General features: G+C 73.1%; 18 protein-coding genes. 8 read left to right on the plus strand and 10 right to left on the minus strand.

What is annotated here, in order from left to right; all coding sequences use genetic code 11:
* Positions 1–75: 75 nt before the first annotated feature.
* Positions 76–2,115: a tetratricopeptide repeat protein gene (locus OHB04_RS05365; RefSeq protein ID WP_326806923.1), complete on the minus strand. Its 2,040-nt coding sequence runs from the start codon at positions 2,113–2,115 to the stop codon at positions 76–78.
* A gap of 408 nt (positions 2,116–2,523) precedes the next feature.
* Here OHB04_RS05365 and OHB04_RS05370 point away from each other — a divergent pair, with 408 nt between their 5' ends.
* The 3 genes from OHB04_RS05370 (at position 2,524) to OHB04_RS05380 (ending at position 4,971) form a co-directional block, all read left to right on the plus strand.
* Positions 2,524–3,876 (plus strand): Hint domain-containing protein, encoded by a 1,353-nt coding sequence (locus tag OHB04_RS05370; protein ID WP_326686526.1) that lies wholly within the window; start codon positions 2,524–2,526, stop codon positions 3,874–3,876.
* Positions 3,877–3,976: 100 nt separating this feature from the next.
* The gene (locus OHB04_RS05375) at positions 3,977–4,603 is read left to right on the plus strand and encodes a hypothetical protein (protein WP_326806924.1); all 627 of its coding nucleotides are present in this window, start codon (positions 3,977–3,979) and stop codon (positions 4,601–4,603) included.
* Positions 4,600–4,971, plus strand: a complete 372-nt coding sequence (locus OHB04_RS05380; RefSeq protein ID WP_326806925.1) for a hypothetical protein — start codon at positions 4,600–4,602, stop codon at positions 4,969–4,971. Before OHB04_RS05375 ends, OHB04_RS05380 begins: the two co-directional genes overlap by 4 nt.
* 342 nt (positions 4,972–5,313) lie before the next feature.
* Here OHB04_RS05380 and OHB04_RS05385 read toward each other — a convergent pair whose 3' ends face one another.
* Positions 5,314–6,408 carry a GlxA family transcriptional regulator gene (locus tag OHB04_RS05385; RefSeq protein WP_326806926.1) on the minus strand — a complete coding sequence of 365 codons (1,095 nt, stop codon included), beginning with the start codon at positions 6,406–6,408 and terminating at the stop codon, positions 5,314–5,316.
* A 190-nt stretch (positions 6,409–6,598) separates the two neighbouring features.
* Positions 6,599–6,814, minus strand: coding sequence for a DUF5133 domain-containing protein (locus tag OHB04_RS05390; RefSeq protein ID WP_326686529.1), 216 nt, complete (start codon positions 6,812–6,814; stop codon positions 6,599–6,601).
* Between the two features lie 259 nt (positions 6,815–7,073).
* On the opposite strand from OHB04_RS05390, the gene OHB04_RS05395 reads away from it, so the two are divergent.
* Positions 7,074–7,835 carry a VOC family protein gene (locus OHB04_RS05395; protein ID WP_326686530.1) on the plus strand — a complete coding sequence of 254 codons (762 nt, stop codon included), beginning with the start codon at positions 7,074–7,076 and terminating at the stop codon, positions 7,833–7,835.
* A gap of 278 nt (positions 7,836–8,113) precedes the next feature.
* Here the strand turns inward: OHB04_RS05395 and OHB04_RS05400 are convergent, their stop codons facing one another.
* The 4 genes from OHB04_RS05400 to OHB04_RS05415 all read right to left on the minus strand — a co-directional run bounded on the left by OHB04_RS05400 (position 8,114) and on the right by OHB04_RS05415 (position 10,511).
* The gene (locus OHB04_RS05400) at positions 8,114–8,329 is read right to left on the minus strand and encodes a DUF2180 family protein (RefSeq protein WP_326686531.1); all 216 of its coding nucleotides are present in this window, start codon (positions 8,327–8,329) and stop codon (positions 8,114–8,116) included.
* A gap of 175 nt (positions 8,330–8,504) precedes the next feature.
* Positions 8,505–9,110, minus strand: coding sequence for a hypothetical protein (locus OHB04_RS05405; RefSeq protein WP_326806927.1), 606 nt, complete (start codon positions 9,108–9,110; stop codon positions 8,505–8,507).
* A gap of 5 nt (positions 9,111–9,115) precedes the next feature.
* Positions 9,116–10,246: an NAD(P)-dependent oxidoreductase gene (locus OHB04_RS05410; RefSeq protein ID WP_326806928.1), complete on the minus strand. Its 1,131-nt coding sequence runs from the start codon at positions 10,244–10,246 to the stop codon at positions 9,116–9,118.
* On the minus strand, positions 10,188–10,511 hold the full coding sequence (locus OHB04_RS05415) for a hypothetical protein (RefSeq protein ID WP_326806929.1): 324 nt from the start codon (positions 10,509–10,511) through the stop codon (positions 10,188–10,190). Before OHB04_RS05415 ends, OHB04_RS05410 begins: the two co-directional genes overlap by 59 nt.
* Positions 10,512–10,517: 6 nt before the next feature.
* Between OHB04_RS05415 and OHB04_RS05420 the strand changes: the two genes are divergently transcribed.
* From OHB04_RS05420 to OHB04_RS05430, 3 genes are all read left to right on the plus strand, one after another.
* Entirely contained in the window at positions 10,518–10,994 is a 477-nt protein-coding gene (locus OHB04_RS05420; protein WP_326686535.1) for a hypothetical protein, read from the plus strand.
* Positions 10,995–11,079: 85 nt separating this feature from the next.
* A complete protein-coding gene (locus OHB04_RS05425; protein ID WP_326686536.1) occupies positions 11,080–11,445 on the plus strand; it encodes a DUF4180 domain-containing protein in 366 nt (121 codons plus the stop codon).
* A gap of 203 nt (positions 11,446–11,648) precedes the next feature.
* Positions 11,649–12,962, plus strand: a complete 1,314-nt coding sequence (locus tag OHB04_RS05430) for an SUKH-4 family immunity protein (protein WP_326809404.1) — start codon at positions 11,649–11,651, stop codon at positions 12,960–12,962.
* Positions 12,963–13,015: 53 nt separating this feature from the next.
* On the opposite strand, the gene OHB04_RS05435 is transcribed toward OHB04_RS05430, so the two are convergent.
* Entirely contained in the window at positions 13,016–13,456 is a 441-nt protein-coding gene (locus OHB04_RS05435; protein ID WP_326686537.1) for an ester cyclase, read from the minus strand.
* An 89-nt stretch (positions 13,457–13,545) separates the two neighbouring features.
* On the opposite strand from OHB04_RS05435, the gene OHB04_RS05440 reads away from it, so the two are divergent.
* The gene (locus OHB04_RS05440) at positions 13,546–14,166 is read left to right on the plus strand and encodes a TetR/AcrR family transcriptional regulator (protein WP_326686538.1); all 621 of its coding nucleotides are present in this window, start codon (positions 13,546–13,548) and stop codon (positions 14,164–14,166) included.
* Between the two features lie 178 nt (positions 14,167–14,344).
* On the opposite strand, the gene OHB04_RS05445 is transcribed toward OHB04_RS05440, so the two are convergent.
* A complete protein-coding gene (locus OHB04_RS05445) occupies positions 14,345–15,787 on the minus strand; it encodes a CoA transferase (RefSeq protein ID WP_326806930.1) in 1,443 nt (480 codons plus the stop codon).
* Positions 15,788–15,893: 106 nt separating this feature from the next.
* Positions 15,894–16,907: an MDR family oxidoreductase gene (locus OHB04_RS05450; RefSeq protein ID WP_326686540.1), complete on the minus strand. Its 1,014-nt coding sequence runs from the start codon at positions 16,905–16,907 to the stop codon at positions 15,894–15,896.
* Between the last annotated feature and the right edge of the window lie 212 nt (positions 16,908–17,119).

Below are 17,119 nucleotides of genomic sequence, written 5' to 3' on the forward strand. Positions count from 1 at the left end.
GACGGCGCTCGCGCACGCTGTCGTCGTCCCTCACGGCTCCCCCTGCCGCCCCTCACGACTCCCCCTGCCCGTCCCTCACAGCTCGCGCAGGCGCTCCTCCAGCCGTCGTACCGTCGCCGGGCTGAGGGGGCGGGCGAGCTTCCTGGCCTGCTCGTAGCGTTCGCGGGCCCGTTCGCGATCGCCGTCGGCCTGGGCGACCCTGCCCATCAGTTCGAGCGTGCGGGCCTGCCCGTCGGGGGCGCCCAGCGTCTCGAAGGCGGCCAGCGCCGTGCGCAGTTCGCGCTCGCCGCCGCTGCTGTCCCCTGCCCGCGCCTTGGCCTGGCCCAGCAGGGTGAGGGCGCGCGCGGCGCCATGGCCGTCCCCGTGTGCGGTCAGGTCGGCCTGGGCCCGGGCCAGGTGGCGCACCGCGCGCCCCCAGTCGCGGGCGAGCAGCGCGGTCTCGCCGAGGCCGAGGCGGGAGTGCGCGGCCCCGTGCCCGTCGGCGAGTTCCGCACGAAGCCGCAGCGCGTCCCGGAAGCCGGCCTCGGCACCGGCGAGTTCGCGCACCCGCAGCCGGGTGGTGGCGAGGCCGTCGAGGGCTTCGGCCCGCTGGTGGGGGTCCTTGTCCTGCTCGGCGTGCCGGCCGGCGAGCGCGTACCACTCGGCGGCCTCCTCGTAGCGTCCCGCCTCGCGCAGCCCCTCGGCGCCGGACAGCAGCATCCGGCCCTCACCCGCGCGGGATCCGGCGCGGCGCGCCGCGGCGAGGCCCATCTCGTGCGCCTCGATCCACAGGGCCGAGGGATTCAGCCGGCTGAACAGCGGCCACATGGCGTCGGCCAACTGCCAGCAGACGGTGTCCCATCCGGCGGCGGCGCTGTGGCGGAGGACGGCCATGAGGCTGTGGCGTTCGGCGTCGAGCCAGGCGAGCGCCGCCTTCTCCCCGGCGAAGGCGGGGGTGGGCGGGGGCGGTGCGCGGTGGTCGCGTTCGGGGGCGTGGCGGCCGGGGGCCAGCACGGCGGTGGCGCGGGTGGCGGTGTGCAGGCACCAGTCGGCGTAGCGGCGGACGGTCTCTTCCTGGGTCAGCGCGGTCTCGTCCCGCTCGCCCCGGCGGCAGGCGTGTGCGCGCACCAGGTCGTGGAAGCGGTACGCCCCACCCCGGCCCGAGGGCTCCAGCAGCCCCGCGCGGACGAGCGTCGCGAGGTCGGCGGCGGCCTGGCCCGGGGCCCGGTCGCACACGGCGGCGGCCAACTGCGGGGTGCAGGCGGAGGCGGGTATCAGCCCCAGCCGCCGGTAGGTGCGGGCGGCGTCGGGCGGCAGCAGCCGGTAGGACTCGTCCAGCGTGGCGGAGACGGCCGCGTGCCCTTCGGCCCGCAAGGAGGAACCGGGCTGTCCGAGCCCCCGGGACAGCGCGGCGGCGAGCGCCCCGACGGGCTGTTCCGGGTGGAGGGCGAGTTGGGCGGCGGCCAGCCGGACGGGCAGCGGCAGGCAGGCGCAGAGGGTGACCACGTCGATGGCGCCGTGCGGCTCCCGCCCGGTGCGCTCGCCGTCCCCCGCGCGGGCCAGCAGGGTGACGGCGGCGGCGGGGGTGAGGGCGCCGAGGGAGTGCAGGGCCGCGCCGTCGGCCAGGAGCGCGGTGAGGGAGCCGCGGCTGGTGACCACGGCGAGGCTGCCGCCGCCCGCCGGCAGCAGGGGCCGCACCTGCGCGGCGTCGGCGGCGTCGTCCAGCAGGACGGCGACGGGCAGTTCGGCGGCCAGAGCGCGCCACAGCGTGCCGCGTTCGGCCGGGTCGGCGGGGACGGGGGCCACACCCAGGGCGCGCAGCAGCCGCTCCAGCACATCGGCGGCAGGTGCCGGTCCGTACGGCGCGTGTGCGGCGAGGTCGGCGTACAGGATCCGCCCGAAGGAGCCCGCGCGGCGGCGCAGCCACCGGTTCACCAGCGCGGTCTTCCCCACCCCGGCGGGCCCGCTGACCACCAGCGCCGTCGCCGGGTCCCCGGGGCCACCCGGGGCGCCGGAGCGGCGGGGGTCACCGGAGCGACGGGCCGTGAGGTGGTCGAGGGTGCGCATGTCCTCGTGGCGGCCCACGAAGTACGCGCTCTCCGGGGGGAGTCGGCAGGGAGGATCCGGTTCGGGCACCGGCTCAGGTCTCGGTCCGGGCCCTGGTTCGGGCTCTGGCATGGGTCGTTCACGCCCCTTCAGGTCCGGCTCGGCAAGTCCCTCATGGTTCTACGTGTCCCCCGGAACACCGATCAAAATCGCGCAGGAGCCCGCATTTTGCGACCTGTCGGCGAGGTTTCCTGTGCGTCAAGGCAGAAGGGAAGATTTTTCCCCTGTTTCTTCGGTATTCGAAAGGGCCCAGCGCTTCCCCTGGAGGCGCTGGGATGAAAGGGGTCCAGGTTTTCCCGGCCCGCACCTTCCGGTAGCTCAAGTTCCGCTAGTTAAATGAATGCGCCCGCACGAGGCGGCGAAACCGCCTTTCGGCTGGAACAAGGGGGAGGGAAAATGGTACGTCAATGCGAATCCGCGCACTGTAGCGGCGCGGACATGGAAATCAACGAGATCTGCAAACTCGAAGGCTGGCCCATCAACCATCCGGTGCTGACCCGGGACAACATCGGGCCGTGCTACTGCTCGTGTTCCTGCCTGGCCTTCGGAACGATGGTCGAGGACGGTACGGGGGGATTCAAGGCCATCGAGAACTACGCCGTCGGCGACGAGATCATGGCCTCGGGCACCGGGCTGAGCTGGACGTCGAAGCCCGTGGTCTTCAGCGGGGGCACCACCGGCGCCTCCCGCCAGAAGTTCACGGTCCTGGTGCTCTACGGGGAGACGGCGCTCGCCGTCACGAGCGACCATCTCTTCCTGCTGGCGGGCGACGAGCACACGCTCAAGCGCGCCGACCGGCTCTCGCCCGACGACGTGCTGATCTCGCCTTCGGGTGAGCCGGTCAGCGTCACCGCCGTCCATATCGGCGACTATCTGGCCGGGTTCCACCACGTCGCGGCCTCCGACAAGGAAGCGCCTCCGGAGGACCTGGAAGGCCACCTGCTGAACACCAACGGGGTGGTCAGCGCGGACTACGTCGTGCAGATCACGGCGCGCCGTACCGACGTGGCCGGGTTCAAGGTCAAACAGCACGACGACATGCCCGTCGTGGGCTCCGCGGAATATGTGGAGCGCTACGGGAGGGGCTGCCTGGAGGCTCCTGAACTGCCGGACGCGGTCACCTCCCGGACACCGCTGCGTGCCTCGGGATTCAACGCGCCCGACCTCGACCTGGCGCAGTACACGTTCGTACCGGCCGACGCCACCCGGGTCATCGTGCCGGACCACGCGTGCGGCTTCCTGTCTCCCGAGGAGGCCGAGGCCAAGGCCCGTTCGCCCAAGCGGCCGTTCAACGACCCGCTGGCACGCGAATGGACGGAGGCGCTCATCCAGCAGCACAAGACGTTCTACCCGGACGTCACCTACTCGCTGGACTGGGCGAGCGACGAGGTCAACGCGTACGCGTGGGTCGAGAACAACGTGCGGCACGTGGCGCTCAAGGGGGGCCTGGTGCGCGACCAGGACCTGGAGCTGGAGGGAATCGCCCTGGTGCTGGCGCACGAGCTGGCCCACCACTACGGCGGCACTCCCACCTTCCCGAGCGGGCTGTCCTGCGAGGGCCAGGCCGACTACCGCGGCGTGCGCAACATCATGCGCAAGGTGTGGTTCGGCGACTCCTACATCACGACGACGGACGCGGCCATCGCCCAGATGGCCAACTTCTTCGGCGTGCCCAACGACCCGCACGCACCCGCCGGCAGCGCCGGGTGCGGACACCCGCCGGGTGCCTGCCGGGTGGCGACCTACCACTCGGCGGTGAGCCTGGCGGGCAAGCCTGTCTGCGCGGCCTGACCGCCCGAGGCTCGGGACGGCCGCCGGGGGCTGAGACCTCGGCAGCACGGGCGGCCGTCCCGTCCCGCGCCCTGTCCGAATCGCGTACCAGGGAGAGTTGATGGCAGGCACACAGAACGAACAGCGGGCGCCCGGCCGCGCGGAGATCGCCGCGACCCTGGGCATTCCGGAGCGACGGGTGACCGACGCGGTGCTCGCGCAGATCGCACACGACCCGATGTTCCTGCACCATCTGGAGCTGTGCAGGGACGATCCCGGCATGCTGGGCCTGCTGTTGGGCGAGACGGGTACCGCCCCTGCGGACGAGCCGGGCGCGGCCGACGGCCCAAGCGCGGCGCACAGGACCGACGCGGCGCACAGCGCGGACGCGACGCGCAGGACGGACCCCGCGCACAGGACCGACGCGGCGCGCGGGCCGGACTCCGCCCCCGCGCGGGAGCACCGCACACCCGGGAACACCGAACTGCTCGGCCGCGCGGGCACCGCGCTCGGCCGGTGGGCGGCGGCCGGCTTCTCCCGTACTCCGCAGCCCCTCTACCAGGAACGACTGGCCACCTGCCACGGCTGCGAGCACCTGACCGCCGCCCCGCGCACAGCCCTCTACCGGCTGATGGGCACCGGCGAAGGCCCCTCGGTGTGCGGGCTGTGCGGCTGTGACGTGCGCAGGAAAGCGGCGCTGGCCACCGAGAGCTGCCCGGCGGGGCGGTGGGAGGCGATGCCGCGATGAGCGCACGCACGGTCCCGGCCCCGGTACGGGTGATCGACAACGGGGTGCGCAGCTTCGTGCCGCCGACCTTCTGCTTCGAGCTGTGGGACGAGGACGGCAACCACGTCGCGACCGTCTCCCAGCTCGTCATGGCCGACGAGGACGACCGGGAGCTCGCCGACTTCGAGGCGCTGGACGCCCTGGAGTCGGGCCGGGGCGCGGGCGATCAGGTGCGGGTCCTGGGCCGGATCGACCCCTACGAAGTGGGCGGCACCGGCGACGCGGTGGGGGCCGGCGGGGGCGGCGAAGACCGGGATCCGGGCGCGCGCTTCACCGTCACGGAAACGGTGCGCACGGATACGGAAAGGCAATATCCCGAAAATTCTTGAGGCAGCCTGCGGCGCGTTCTTGACTCCTCGCCGTGCTTTGCCTTGGCGTTTTCCGTAGCTCTCCAGGAAGGCACAGACACAGCCCACCTGTCGATGGCTCTGATGTGCCTGATTTTCGTGGCTATGCAGTGCCTGATTTTTCACGTTGCATCATCGAACAGTCCTCCTTGAAGGGGGAGTTATGGCACAACGTCCGAGCGTCAATGGCGTCGCCCACATCATTGCGCTCAATTGATGGGCCGAAAAGAGCCACCGGCCGGGTGAGAGTCACGTGATATCTCGCGTTCGGCGAGCTGTTCCTCGCCGCCTGCGGCCCGTTCTCGCGAGGGAGCGCGGCGGCCCTCAGACGCCGGCGAGGCCCCGATCGCGCCGCTTCGGCCGCTCCGGCCGCTCCGGCTGGTCCGGCCGCTCCGGCTGGTCCGGCCGCTCGGACTGGTCCTGCGGCTCCCGTGGCTTCTCACGCTCCTGGCGATCCTCCCCGCGCCCGAAGCGCAGGCGGTAGGCGGAGGGGCTCAGGCCCGTCTCGCGGCGCAGGCGGGAGCGGAGGTTGGCGGCCGTGCCGAGTCCGCTGCGGCGGGCCACCACCTCCAGGCGTTCCTCACCGCGTTCGATGAGACGGCACGCGAGGGCGACCCGCTCGCCGGAGAGCCAGGCCAGCGGGGTGGTGTCCAGCTGGGCGCGGAAGCGGCGGTGGAGCGTGGCGGAGCTGACTCCCGCGCGGGCGGCGAGGTCGCCGACCGTGAGGGGTTCGCCGAGCCGCTCCTGGGCCCAGGCTATGACGGGCGCCAGGGACTCGTCCGGGACGGCGGGCAGCGGGCGTTCGACGAACTGCCGCTGGCCGCCGTCCCGGTGCGCGGCGAAGACCAGCCGCCTGCTGACCGCGTTGGCGGCCTCGGCGCCGTGGTCACGGCGCACCAGGTGCAGACCGAGGTCGAGGGCCGCGGAACTGCCCGCGGCGGTGAGGATGTCCCCGTCGTCCACGAACAGCGCGTCGGGCTCCAGCTGCACCCGGGGGAAGCGCTCGCGGAACAGGTGGGCCCACTGCCAGTGGGCCGTCGCCCTGCGCCCGTCCAGCACTCCGGCCTCGGCGAGGGTGAACGCACCGCTGCAAAAGCCGACCAGGCGGGCCCCTCGGGCGTGCGCGCGGCGGACGGCCGCCAGCACCCCGGGGCGGTGCGGGACCTCGGTGTCGGGCCGGTTGGGGACGATGAGGGTGTCGGCGTGCTCGGCGGCGTGCAGTCCCGCGACGCCGGTGAGGGTGAAGAACCCGTCGCGCATCAGCGTGCGCGGCTCGGGGGAGCACAGCGCGAAGTCGTACAGCTCACGGCCGAGTTCGGGCCTGCGCAGGCCGAAAATCTCGGTCGCGCAGCCCAGCTCGAAGGGGTTGGAGTTCTCGTCCACGATCACGACGACCCGGTGCGAGGAATCTTGCGCCATATGCGCTTTCTAGCACCCACTCGCCCCACACGCCACAGTTGAGGATGCATGCATCAGCGGCACCTGAGAACCCCGTCGCCGCGCGACGACGGGGCACAGGACGACGGGACACAGGCTGACGCCGCAGCCGCCTCGGCACCCACTGGGGCACCGAGGCATCCGGGCTGGTCGCGCGTGAGGTACGTACAGCTCAGGCGGCTGTCCGCGCGCCGCCCGCCGGGGCCGCGTACGCCTCCTCCTCGATGTGCGCACGGGCCGCCACGAGGGCCTCCCCGATGTCACGCGTGGCGGTGGAGACACACAGCGTGTACGAGACGTCGTCCAGCTTCTGGCGCTCGGCCGGGCGGCCGTGCAGCTCCTCGTAGCGCGTGAGCAGCTCTCGCAGGGTGTCGGGGTGGGCCATCATGGCGACTCCTCGGTGGCGCACAGCGGCGCGCGACGTGGAACGGTCGGAGGCAACGGCGAGTACTGCGCCGGACTCGGTGCCACCCGGCAAGTACCCGCCCTGGATTCCCGCAAAACTCTTAAAACCGTACATTTCCGTCTTCGTTTCGCATCATCCGCCCCAGGGCACCCCGGCGCGCGGGACCGGAAACGGAAGCTCAGAAGCAGGCAAGGACGAAGACGAGAGAGAGCGTGAAACGCAGGAGGCTAGAGGTGAAGTGATGGATTCCGTACCCGGAATGCCCTGCTGGGTCAGTCTCACGATCCGCGACCGGCAGGTCACCGAGGAGTTCTACGGAGCCGTACTGGGCTGGTCCTTCGAGGACAGCACGCTGGGTCCCGGATTCCGCGTGGCGAAGCGGGAGGGCGAGCCGGTGGCGGGCTTCAACGAGGGCGCCGTCTCATGGCAGCTGCCCGTGCGCTGGACCGTCTTCTTCTCCGTCGAGGACGCTGGGCGGGCGGCTGAGCGCATCAGCGAGCGCGGGGCCACCGTCGCCGTCGGCCCGATCCGGCTGGGCATGGGCCGCGCCGCGATGGCCGCCGACCCCTATGGCGCCCCCTTCGGTGTGTGGCAGGGCGCACTGCCACGCGGCTGGGCCCTCGGCGCGGGTCACTCGCCCGCCTGGCTGGAACTGCACACGCAGGACGCCTTCGCCGCGGCGCTCTTCTACGGCGAGGTCCTCGAGTGGACCAAGAACCCCAGCCACGGCGTGAGCTACGAGGAGCAGGACGACGAGGTGCACATCCTGACCGACGGGGAGACGGTCGCGGGGCTGCGCGGCGGCGGCATCGAGGCCGCGCCCGACCCGCAGGCGCGCACCCGCTGGGAGGTGTACTTCCGGGCCCTCGACCTCGACGGGGCGCTCGCCGCCGCCGAGAAGGCGGGCGGCGAGATCCTCACATCCCCGGAGCGGGTGACACACGGCCACGTGGCCTCGCTCCGCGACCCGGACGGCGGCCTGTTCTCCCTGCTCGGGCCATGACAGCCGGCATGTGAGGGCGGGCGGGCACGTGAGGGCCGGCACGTGCCGCTCAGTTCCTGACACTCAGGTGGGACGGGCCACGGCCCGCGCCTTCAGAGCATGGGCCGTGGCCCGGCCGATCGCGTGCGGCGAGCGCGTGCGGCGAGGAGGGCCGAACGGGTGAGCGGAACGTGACGCCGGAGCGGAACCTGACCCCCGAGCGGAACCTGACGCCGGAGCGCCGGGAAGGGCCCGAGCGTGGGGAAGGGGCGGCGCGGGGCGCGGCAAGGGCCGGGGGTTCACCCTTTGCTTTCGCCCATGGCCGTGCGGTGGCACACGAGGCAGACCAGACGGCGCGAGTCGCGCTGCGACCACGTCCGCCCCGTGCCACCGCCGCTGCGCAGGGGTTCGGGGTCGTCGTGCAGATGGCGCGTGCACGCGCCCGCCCCGCAGTCGACGCAGGTGGCGACGGCCGGGGTGGTGGTGCCCTCGTTGTGGCAGTCGTAGCAGTTCATGCCGGCCCCATCTCCTCGTGTGCGCAGGTCGGGCCGTCCCCGGGTTCCCCCACGCCGGGCCCGGCACGCGTTCAGGCCACCTTCTCGCGTTCCGCCGCCGCCCGCCTTCCGGACCGAGCTGTCCGGCGCCACCGTGGCCGCCGTCGGCAGGCCGGGACCTCGGCAGGCCCGGCCCTCACCGCGCCCGGGAAAAGGGCGCGCTGAGGTGGAAGGCCTCGTCCAGCTTCTGCCGCAGCGCGGCGCCGGTGCCGGGTACCTGCCGCTCGCTCCACTCCCCCGCGAGCCACATGAAGCCGGTCAGGTCGCTTCGTACCTTCTCCAGCAGTCCGCGCAGCCGTGTGAAGGGGACGACGGCGGGCGCTGTCCGCCGTCCCTCGTCGGGCCAGAGGCTCACGGTCGTCGCGCCGAACTCCCCGTCGGGGTCCGGGTCGTGGCCCATCCAGGGCATCTCCCGTTCCCCGAGGCGCGCCCACTCGCGCCACTCCTCCAGACCGCAGCAGCAGCCGGGGACGATCGTGGTCCCGCTCCGCGCGTCGTGCAGCCGCAGCCCGCCGGGCGCGACCAGGCACTCTTCGGCGGCCAGCCGTGGCAGCAGCTCCGCCGCGCTGTGGGCCTCCACGCGGTTGTACTGGACGAGGACGGCGAGCGCGGTGCCGACCTGCGGAAGGGACAGCTCCCCCGAGAGCGCCAGCAGCCGGTCCGAGGGAGGCTCCTGGCCGACCTCCCACAGCGCGAACTCCCTGGCCCGGTACACCTCCAGTACGGCATCCATGGTCAGCATGCGCCTCAGTATCCGGCCCCCGGATCGACCGCCAGCGCCGGGGGTTCGCCCTGGGACAGGGAGCGCCAGGCCGCGCGGAAGTCGGTGAGGACGTCCTCGTCGGTGGTGACACCGGCCGAGTGCGAGGTGAGGACCGTACGGGGCAGGTCCCACAGCTCGGACGTGGCCGGGACGGGCTCGTCCGGGAGGACGTCGAGCACCGCGCCGCGCAGCCGGTCGGCCCTCAGTGCCTCGCCGAGCGCCACGGTGTCGACGGACTCTCCCCGTCCGACGTTCATGAAGAGCGCGCCCTCCATGGCGGCGAACAGCCGGGGGCCGAAGAGCCCGGTCGTGGCGGGGGTGAGCGGGAGGGCGTTGATCACGAAGCGGGCCCGCGCGAGGGCCTCGGCCACGGGTCCGTCGTCCGCCGCCTCGCCGTCCGCCGCCGCACCGTCCTCCGGAGCGTCCGCGGCTTTCATGCCGCCCATCCCGCCCGTTTCACCCATGGAGTCCATGGCGATCACGCGGTCGAAGCCGGGGCGCGTACGCGTGCTGCGGGCGACGCCGACCGTGTTCATGCCGCAGCACTGGAGCGCGGCGGCGACAGCGGCGCCGACGGCCCCGGTGCCGAAGATCACCGCCGTCGTCCCCTCGGCCGATTCGGTGGGGAGCCGGTGCCAGACGCGGCCCTGGTGCTGGCGGAGGAAGCCGGCGATGTTCTGGCAGTCGGCCAGGGCCCAGCCCAGGACGTACTGCCCGATCCGCTCCCCCATGCGCCCGACCGTCCGGGTCAGCAGCACCTCCCGGGGCCAGGGCGAACGGGATCCGAGCAGCCCGTCCACGCCCGCCCAGGTGCTGTGCATCCACAACAGCCTTTCGCCCTCGGCGAGTTCGGGAAGGCCGGGTCCGATGTGGACGCGTGCCCCGTCCCCCGTGCCCAGCGGGCGCCCGGTCACCTCCGCCAGGCCTCGCACGACCTCGTCGGACAGCGCGGGGTCGGCGGTGACGACGGCCCTCCCCAGCTCCCCGCCGACGTGCCGCGCGTCCGCTGCGGTGACCGCCTCCCGGCCGGCGCCGGGCAGCGCCTCCGTGCCCGCGTCAGCGTCCGGGGGCCCGCTCGCGTCCGCGCGGCGCCGCGCCCCTCGCCGCGTCGACATCCATGCCCTCCTCGTCGTCGGATTCCGCCCGCCGTCCGGCGGCCCGCTCCTCATCGGCGGGCCCGCTCGTCGGCCTCTCCGCGTAGTGGATCACAGCGCACCCGTCCCCCGCGCCCCCGCTTCCTCCGGGGGTCCACTGGTGCGCGACGCCGCTGACCGGCGAGACTTCCCCCATGCCGCCGCCGCCCACCGCCCCGCCGCCCACCGGGCCGCTGTGCCCGCCTGCCGACGCCGTCGCCCACACCGCGAGCCGGCTGAAGGGCATACGGCGATGAGGCGCGGCACCGAGTTGCGCCCCGAGCTGCTGCCCCCGCCCGTCGACGAGGAGCGCCTCGCCGAGCTCGGCCGGGAGATCGAGCGCGTCGCCGGGCTGGTGGCTCGGGACGGGCCGGCGGACGCGGCGGCCGAGGAGGCCGTCGCCGCCTTCAACGCGCGTACGGGGCACGCTTATTCGGCCGCCGACTTCGCCTCGTACGCCGGCTGGCGCAGCCTGGCGGACTTCGCCCGGGAGGCGGCACGCGCCCACCGGCCGCACGTGGAGGGGATCACCCGGTCCGAACTCGCGGAGATCATCCGCAGGATCCAGGCCGCGGATCCGGAGACGGACCACTACCTGCGCCTGCTGGATGCCTGCGTCCCCCATCCGAACCCGAGCGACCTGATCTTCCACCCGCCTCCCGAGCTGCGGGACGCCCCGCCCGAAGCGCTGGCCGACGCGGCACTCGCCCACCGCGCGATCGCACTGTGACAGCGCGGCGTCACCGCTCCGGCCCTCCCCGGCGGTCCCGGAAAACGCCGTCGCCCCCGGCGATTCGCGCGGCTAGCCTCCCCGCATGAGCTCCCCGCAGACGATCCATGACGTGCCCGTGCTGATGTGCGCCGCCGAGGGCGAGGCCATCGGGGGCGAACGTGAGGCCCTGGATCTCATCGGCAACGCGTCCTACCAGGGTGCCCAGTGGGTCGTCATCCCCGCCGGGCGGTTCGACGACGCGTTCTTCCAGCTGAGCACCCGCGTGGCCGGGGACATCATCCAGAAGTTCGTCCAATACCGCGTGGGACTCGTCGTGCTCGGCGACATATCCCGCCACACGGCGGTCAGTTCGGCGCTGCGGGACTTCGTCCGCGAGGCCAACCGCGGGCGGCAGACATGGTTCGTCTCCGACGACGAAGAGCTGCGGGAGCGGCTGAAGGGCCAGTAGGGAGGCTGCCACCGGCAGCAGGCCGGTGCCCGGGGCCCCGTGGTCCTGTCGGCACGCCGACGGTACTCTCACGTCGCACACCACCTGAAACATCTGTCCCAGGAGCCACACGCGTCCCGCAGCACCTCGCAGGCCACGGCAGCGCCCGGTCCGTGCTCGTACGCCCGCCCTGAAGACCTCCGAGGAGTTTCGTCTTGATCACCATGGCCCAGGCCGTCGCCACTGCCGACCGCTGGCTCAATCCCCAGGGCAACCAGGCACCACAACGGCAGGTGGCGACCCACGAGTTCGACCTGGGGTGGGTGGTGTGGGCCGTGCCGCCGCCGCCCGAGGTGGACCCGGTCACCGGGCAGCGGCGCCCTCCGGCCGAGTTCGGGAGCGCCTGCGGTGTCGTCGACCGCCGCACCGGAGAGCTGACCGCCTGGCCGTCCGTGCCCGTCGAGGAAGTCGTGCGGATGTACCAGCACAAGCACGGCGGCGGGGGCGCCGGGGCCGCCACGGAGCCCCCCGTCACCGGCCCGGGCAACACCACCGTCATCACGTATGTCGATCCGTCGAACGGTGAAGAGACCAACCTGTTCCGCAACTCGGCTCCGGGTCTGCCGCACTCCGAATACCAGGCGATGGCCGAGATCCAGCGCATCGGCGTCCCGCCGCGGAACGTGGTGGCCGTCCACACGGATCTCAGCTCAAGTGTGCTGCCCGGCGGCTACCCGGGCGAGATGCTGCGGGGCGCCTTCCCCAACGCGCAGTTCTCCTGCGCCCAGAACTACGGCATGAGCCCCGAGGAGCGGGCCGAGGGCATAGCCGGGCTCCTCCAGCACGTCGAGATGATGCATCAGATCGCCGGACAGCAGCCCCCGCCCCGGCCCCGTCGCCTCGCGGTGCCCTCGAACGTGGCGCCGGCCGAGCCGATGCGGGACATCGCGCTGGGCCGCCACCTCGCCGAGGAGTTCGGCCCGGACGGCGTACGGCGCTACGACGCGGACGACGTGGCACACACCCAGCTGCCGGAGGCGGCCAAGGCGACTCTCACCTGGGCCGGGCTCCCCGCCGACATCCCGTTCTTCTTCTCCGCCGACCGGGCCGACGCTCCCCCGCCGGGCGGGCTGTTCACGGACGCGACGACCTTCATGCGCGAGGTCGGGACCCAAGCCAACCAGCGGACCCTTCAGGTGCTCTCCGAGCATGTCCGGATCGGCTCGGACGGGGTGGCCGCCATGACCGTGCAGTGCACCCCGCAGCCGCACATGTCGACGCCGGTCGGCCAGGTCTGGGCGGTCCCGCCGCTGTACGCCATGGGTGTTCCCGTGAACGTCTCGGTGTCCGCGTTCGTCCGCTCACTGGCCCTGCTGTCCACGACGCGCCGGCGGATGCCCGGGATGGACCCGGTCGCCGCTGGCGCGGCGGTCGCCGCCTTCCAGGAGCAGTTGACGGCCATCGACGCGACGGCGCTGAGTGATCCGAAGAGCTGGTGGTCCTTGATCGTCGAGCAGATGTGGCACGGGCTGTTCTGAGACCGGGCCGCCCCGGCGCCCCCGGGTCCGTGGAGCCCGGGGGCTCCTGTCGATCAGGCTGCCGGGCCCTCGTCCTGGAGCTGCCGGAGCAGGCCGAGGCGGTCGATGACGGCGTGCCGTTCGCTGACGCGGTCGCCGGTGAACCGGAACAGCGCGAACGCCTCCATGCTGATCTGCCGCCCGGTGGGGGGTACTCCCATCAGCTCTCCGGTGTGGGTCGCCCGCATGCGCCAGCGGAGAGTCACCGCGTCGCCCTCGGCCACCATGTCCAGGATCTCGAACGTGGGGTCGGTGTAGGCGCTGTGCACCCCCCGGATGGCGTCCTTGAACCCCTGCGGACCCCGGACGTTCTGGTGCCGGCCCTCGCTGGTGACGAAGTCGTCGGTGAACAGCTCGTCGGCCACGTCGACGTCCCCGGCCTCAAGTGCCTTGTAGAGGCGCCGGATCGCGTCCTTGTGGGCCTCGGTCCTCGCGTGCGCGCCGGTGTCCGGCATGGGGGTCCCCTCTCCCTCTGATTTACTGAGCGAACAATCAGTAAGTTACCCTCTTCCTGAGTGTCCGCTCAATAAAACGAGGAGAAAAAGTGGCGGAGACGCGGCGCGGGCGCCCCTCGACGGGCGTACGGGAAGCGGTACTGAAGGCCACCGAAGAGGTGCTGGGCGAGGCGGGGCTGGCCCTGTCCACCAAGGAGATCGCCCGCCGGGCCGGGGTCGCGGAATCCAGCGTCTTCTACCACTTCGGCGACCGGCTCGGCCTGCTCCAGGCCGTCATCGGCCTGCACCTGCCGGTCTTCTCCGACGCCACCGCCGTCCTGGGCGACCGCACACCCAGCGGCGACCCGGCCGACGATCTCACGGCACTGGTCGCCGGACTGGAGAGGTTCTACCTCGGCATTCTGCCGATCCTCGGCGCCCTCCAGTCCGACAGCCAGCTGCGCGACCTGCTCGCGGAGCGGGACGGGGAGATCGGCCCCCACCTGGCCCTCGGCCCGGTGACGGACTGGCTGCGCACCGAGCGGGCGGCCGGGCGCATGCCCGAGGCGGCCGACCCGAGGGCGGGCGCCCTGCTGCTGATCGGCGCCGCACACCAACGGGCCCTGCACACCTATCTGCTCGGCCCGGCCGCCGCCCGCTTCCTGCCACCGGTGGAAGCCGTGGTCCGCACTCTGCTCCCGGCCTTCGTCGGCGGCGCGTCCGGCACGTAGCCGCCGGCGCCTGACCTCGCGCTTTCATGAAGCGTGGTGTCCGACGGGTGGTCGGACACTGATCCGGACCGACTCCGGCGGCGGCACCCACGAGTTCGTGGCCCGGGTGGCCGGACACGGCCGGTGGCTGTCGTACTCGGTCGGGCATGACCCGGCAAGCCGTCACGAAGGACCGAGGCTAACGCGGCAGCCACTCCGGCCGCGAACTGCCCAGCCGCGGCGTCGTCCCCGACCAGCGGGGAGCCGTCTCCGACATGCGGATGACGGGGCCGAGGCTCTTCAGATCGCCGTACGCGGTGGCGTCGTCGGCCACCGCGTAGCGCTCGAACTCCGCGGGCTCCAGCCGGCCCGCCGCGTCGTCGAAGCCGCCGATCAGCCCCTGCCGCTGGAGAAGCATCGCGGACTGGCAGAGAGAGACGCTGACGCGGTACGTACCGCCTTCGCGGGCGCGGCGCGCGAGGGCGAGCATCGCGCCGTAGCTGCCCAGGAAGCCCGTGAGGAAGTCGCAGAGGAAGACCGGCGTGAGCTGCGGGCGGCCCGCCCCCGTCGCGCGTCCCTGGATGTCGCAGACGCCGGTCACGGCCTGCGCCACTTGGTCCCATCCGGCGCGGCCCCCGAACGGGCCGCCCGAGCCGAAGCAGTTGACGCTGACGTACACCATTCCCGGCCGTACGGCCGCGAGGTCGGCGGGGCCGAAGCCGTGCGCCTCCAGCCGGTGCGGACGGTAGCCCTCGATGAACACGTCCGCTTCGGAGGCGAGTTCGCGCAGGCGGGCGGCCTGGTCGGGGCGGGTGAAGTCCAGGTAGGCGCTGCGCTTGCCATGGCTGGTGTCGCGGACGAACGGCGGCACCTGGGGGAGGTGCGGCGCGGTGGCCATGAGGACGTCGGCCCCGTGCTCGGCCATGCTGAGGGCGGCGGTGGGCCCCGCGAGAATGCGGGTGAGATCGAGTACGCGGAGGCCAGCGAGCGGTTCGGCGCCGGCGGGCAGGGGCTCGGGGGCGCTGTCACCGATCTTGGTGATCTCCACGACCGGGCGCCCGGCGAGATAGGCGCCCTGCGGGTGATCCAGCCACTCCCCCGCGGTACGGACGACTCCGCCGCACGCGTCGGCGGCGGCGATCGCTTCTTCCAGGTCGTCCGCCTTCCACTTGCGGACCGCGGCCTCCACCGAGGCGGGCGTGGCCTCGCAGCCCAGCACGTCCAGCACGCGCTGTTCGAGGTGCGGAAGGTTGAAGTGCGGTACGAACCAGCGGTCATCGGCGGTCCGCCAGGGCTGGGTGAGCGACGCCATGTGCTCGACGTCGGACGATACCGGGATGGGCCGGTACGTGCCCGCCGCGTCGCGGACGAGAGTCATGTCCTCGCCGCCGAGGGCCGTGGCGGCTGCGGCCCGTACGTCGACCTCGATCCGCTGCCGGCGGCCGGTCCGCATCTCCCACAGGTCGTTCGCGGCGACGGCACGGGCCGCGAGGGCGTCGGCGAGGGTCCGGCCGACGCGGAAGGGCGAGGCGAACAGCGGGTCGGACCCCGTCGTCCTCACCTCGCCGGGCGCCGGCCGCTCGCCGCCCCGGAGCGCCATGAGTTCGTCGAAGGCGCGCGGCCCTTCCTCTGTGGTGGCCATGATGTTCTCCTTTGTACGGTCCCTGCCTCGTCCGCCACGCGCGGTACCCCGTGGTGGTGTGCGGCAGGGGGCTGGTGCTTGAGTCGTCGGTTCCCGCGCGGCCGGGTCAGCGCGCGCGGACGTCGACGACGATGCGGCCCGTTCCCTGACCGGCGAGCATGTCGGCGGCGGCGTCCTGAACGGCCGCGAGGGGGATGGTCCGGGTCACGCTGTCGAGCAGGGCCGGGTCGAGGTGGTGTGCGAGGAGCTGCCAGGCGGCCTCGCGACGCCCGCGCGGGGTGCGCACGGAGTCGATGCCGATCAGGCCGACGCCGCGCAGGATGAACGGCAGGACGTTCCCCGGGAATTCGGCGCTCGCGGCGAGTCCGCAGGTGGTGGCGGTGCCGGAGTGCCGCAGCCCGGCCAGCGCGCCCGCCAGGACGGGGCCGCCGACCGCGTCGACCACGCCCGCCCAGCGCTGCTTGGCGAGCGGCCTCCCCTCGGGGTCGAGTTCCGCGCGGTCGACGATGTGGGCCGCGCCGATCGCGGTGAGCCGGTCGTGCAGGATCTCCGGACGGCCGGTCGCGGCGATCACCTCGTAGCCGGCGTGGGCCAGCAGCGCGACGGCGATCGAGCCGACGCCGCCGCCCGCCCCGGTGACCAGGACCGGCCCGTGTTCGGGGGCCAGCCCTTGCCGTTCGAGGGCGAGGAGGCTGAGCGCGGCGGTGAATCCGGCGGTGCCGATGGCCGCCGCCTGGGCCGGGGTGAAGGGGGCGGGCACGGGCACGAGGTCCCCGCCGTCGACGGCCGCGAGCCCGGCGAGGCCGCCGTGCCGGTCCTCACCGAGCCCGGCGCCGTTCAGCGTGACCAGGTCGCCCTGGCGCCAGCGGTGGTGCCTGCTGGTGAGGACCTCGCCGGTGACGTCGATGCCCGGCACCAGGGGATGGCGGCGGACCACGCCGGGACGGCCCTGGAGGGCGAGGGCGTCTTTGTAGTTGACGCTCGAACAGTGCACACGCAGGGTGGTGTCGCGGTCCTCCAGCACGCCGCTGTCGAGCTCTTCGAGCGTGGCGCGGTGCCCGTCCGGGAGTTCGCGGGTGATCCAGCCGGTGAATCCGGTGAATCCGGTGAATGCAGTCATGGGGCGGCTCTTCTGTCGCGGGTGCGGCGGGTGGCGGCCGGCCGGCCCCGGCCTCGTACGAGACCGGCCCGACGTACGGCAGCCCCGGCGCGGAGCCTCCGGCAGCCCTGTGGAGAACTCCCGGCAGCCCTACGGAGAGTGGGCCCAGCCGTCGTCAGGGGCCGGTGCCGCGCTGACCGCCAGTTGCACCCTCGACGCTAAAGACGGGCCGG

This window comes from Streptomyces sp. NBC_01775, from assembly GCF_035917675.1.
GTDB lineage: Bacteria > Actinomycetota > Actinomycetes > Streptomycetales > Streptomycetaceae > Streptomyces.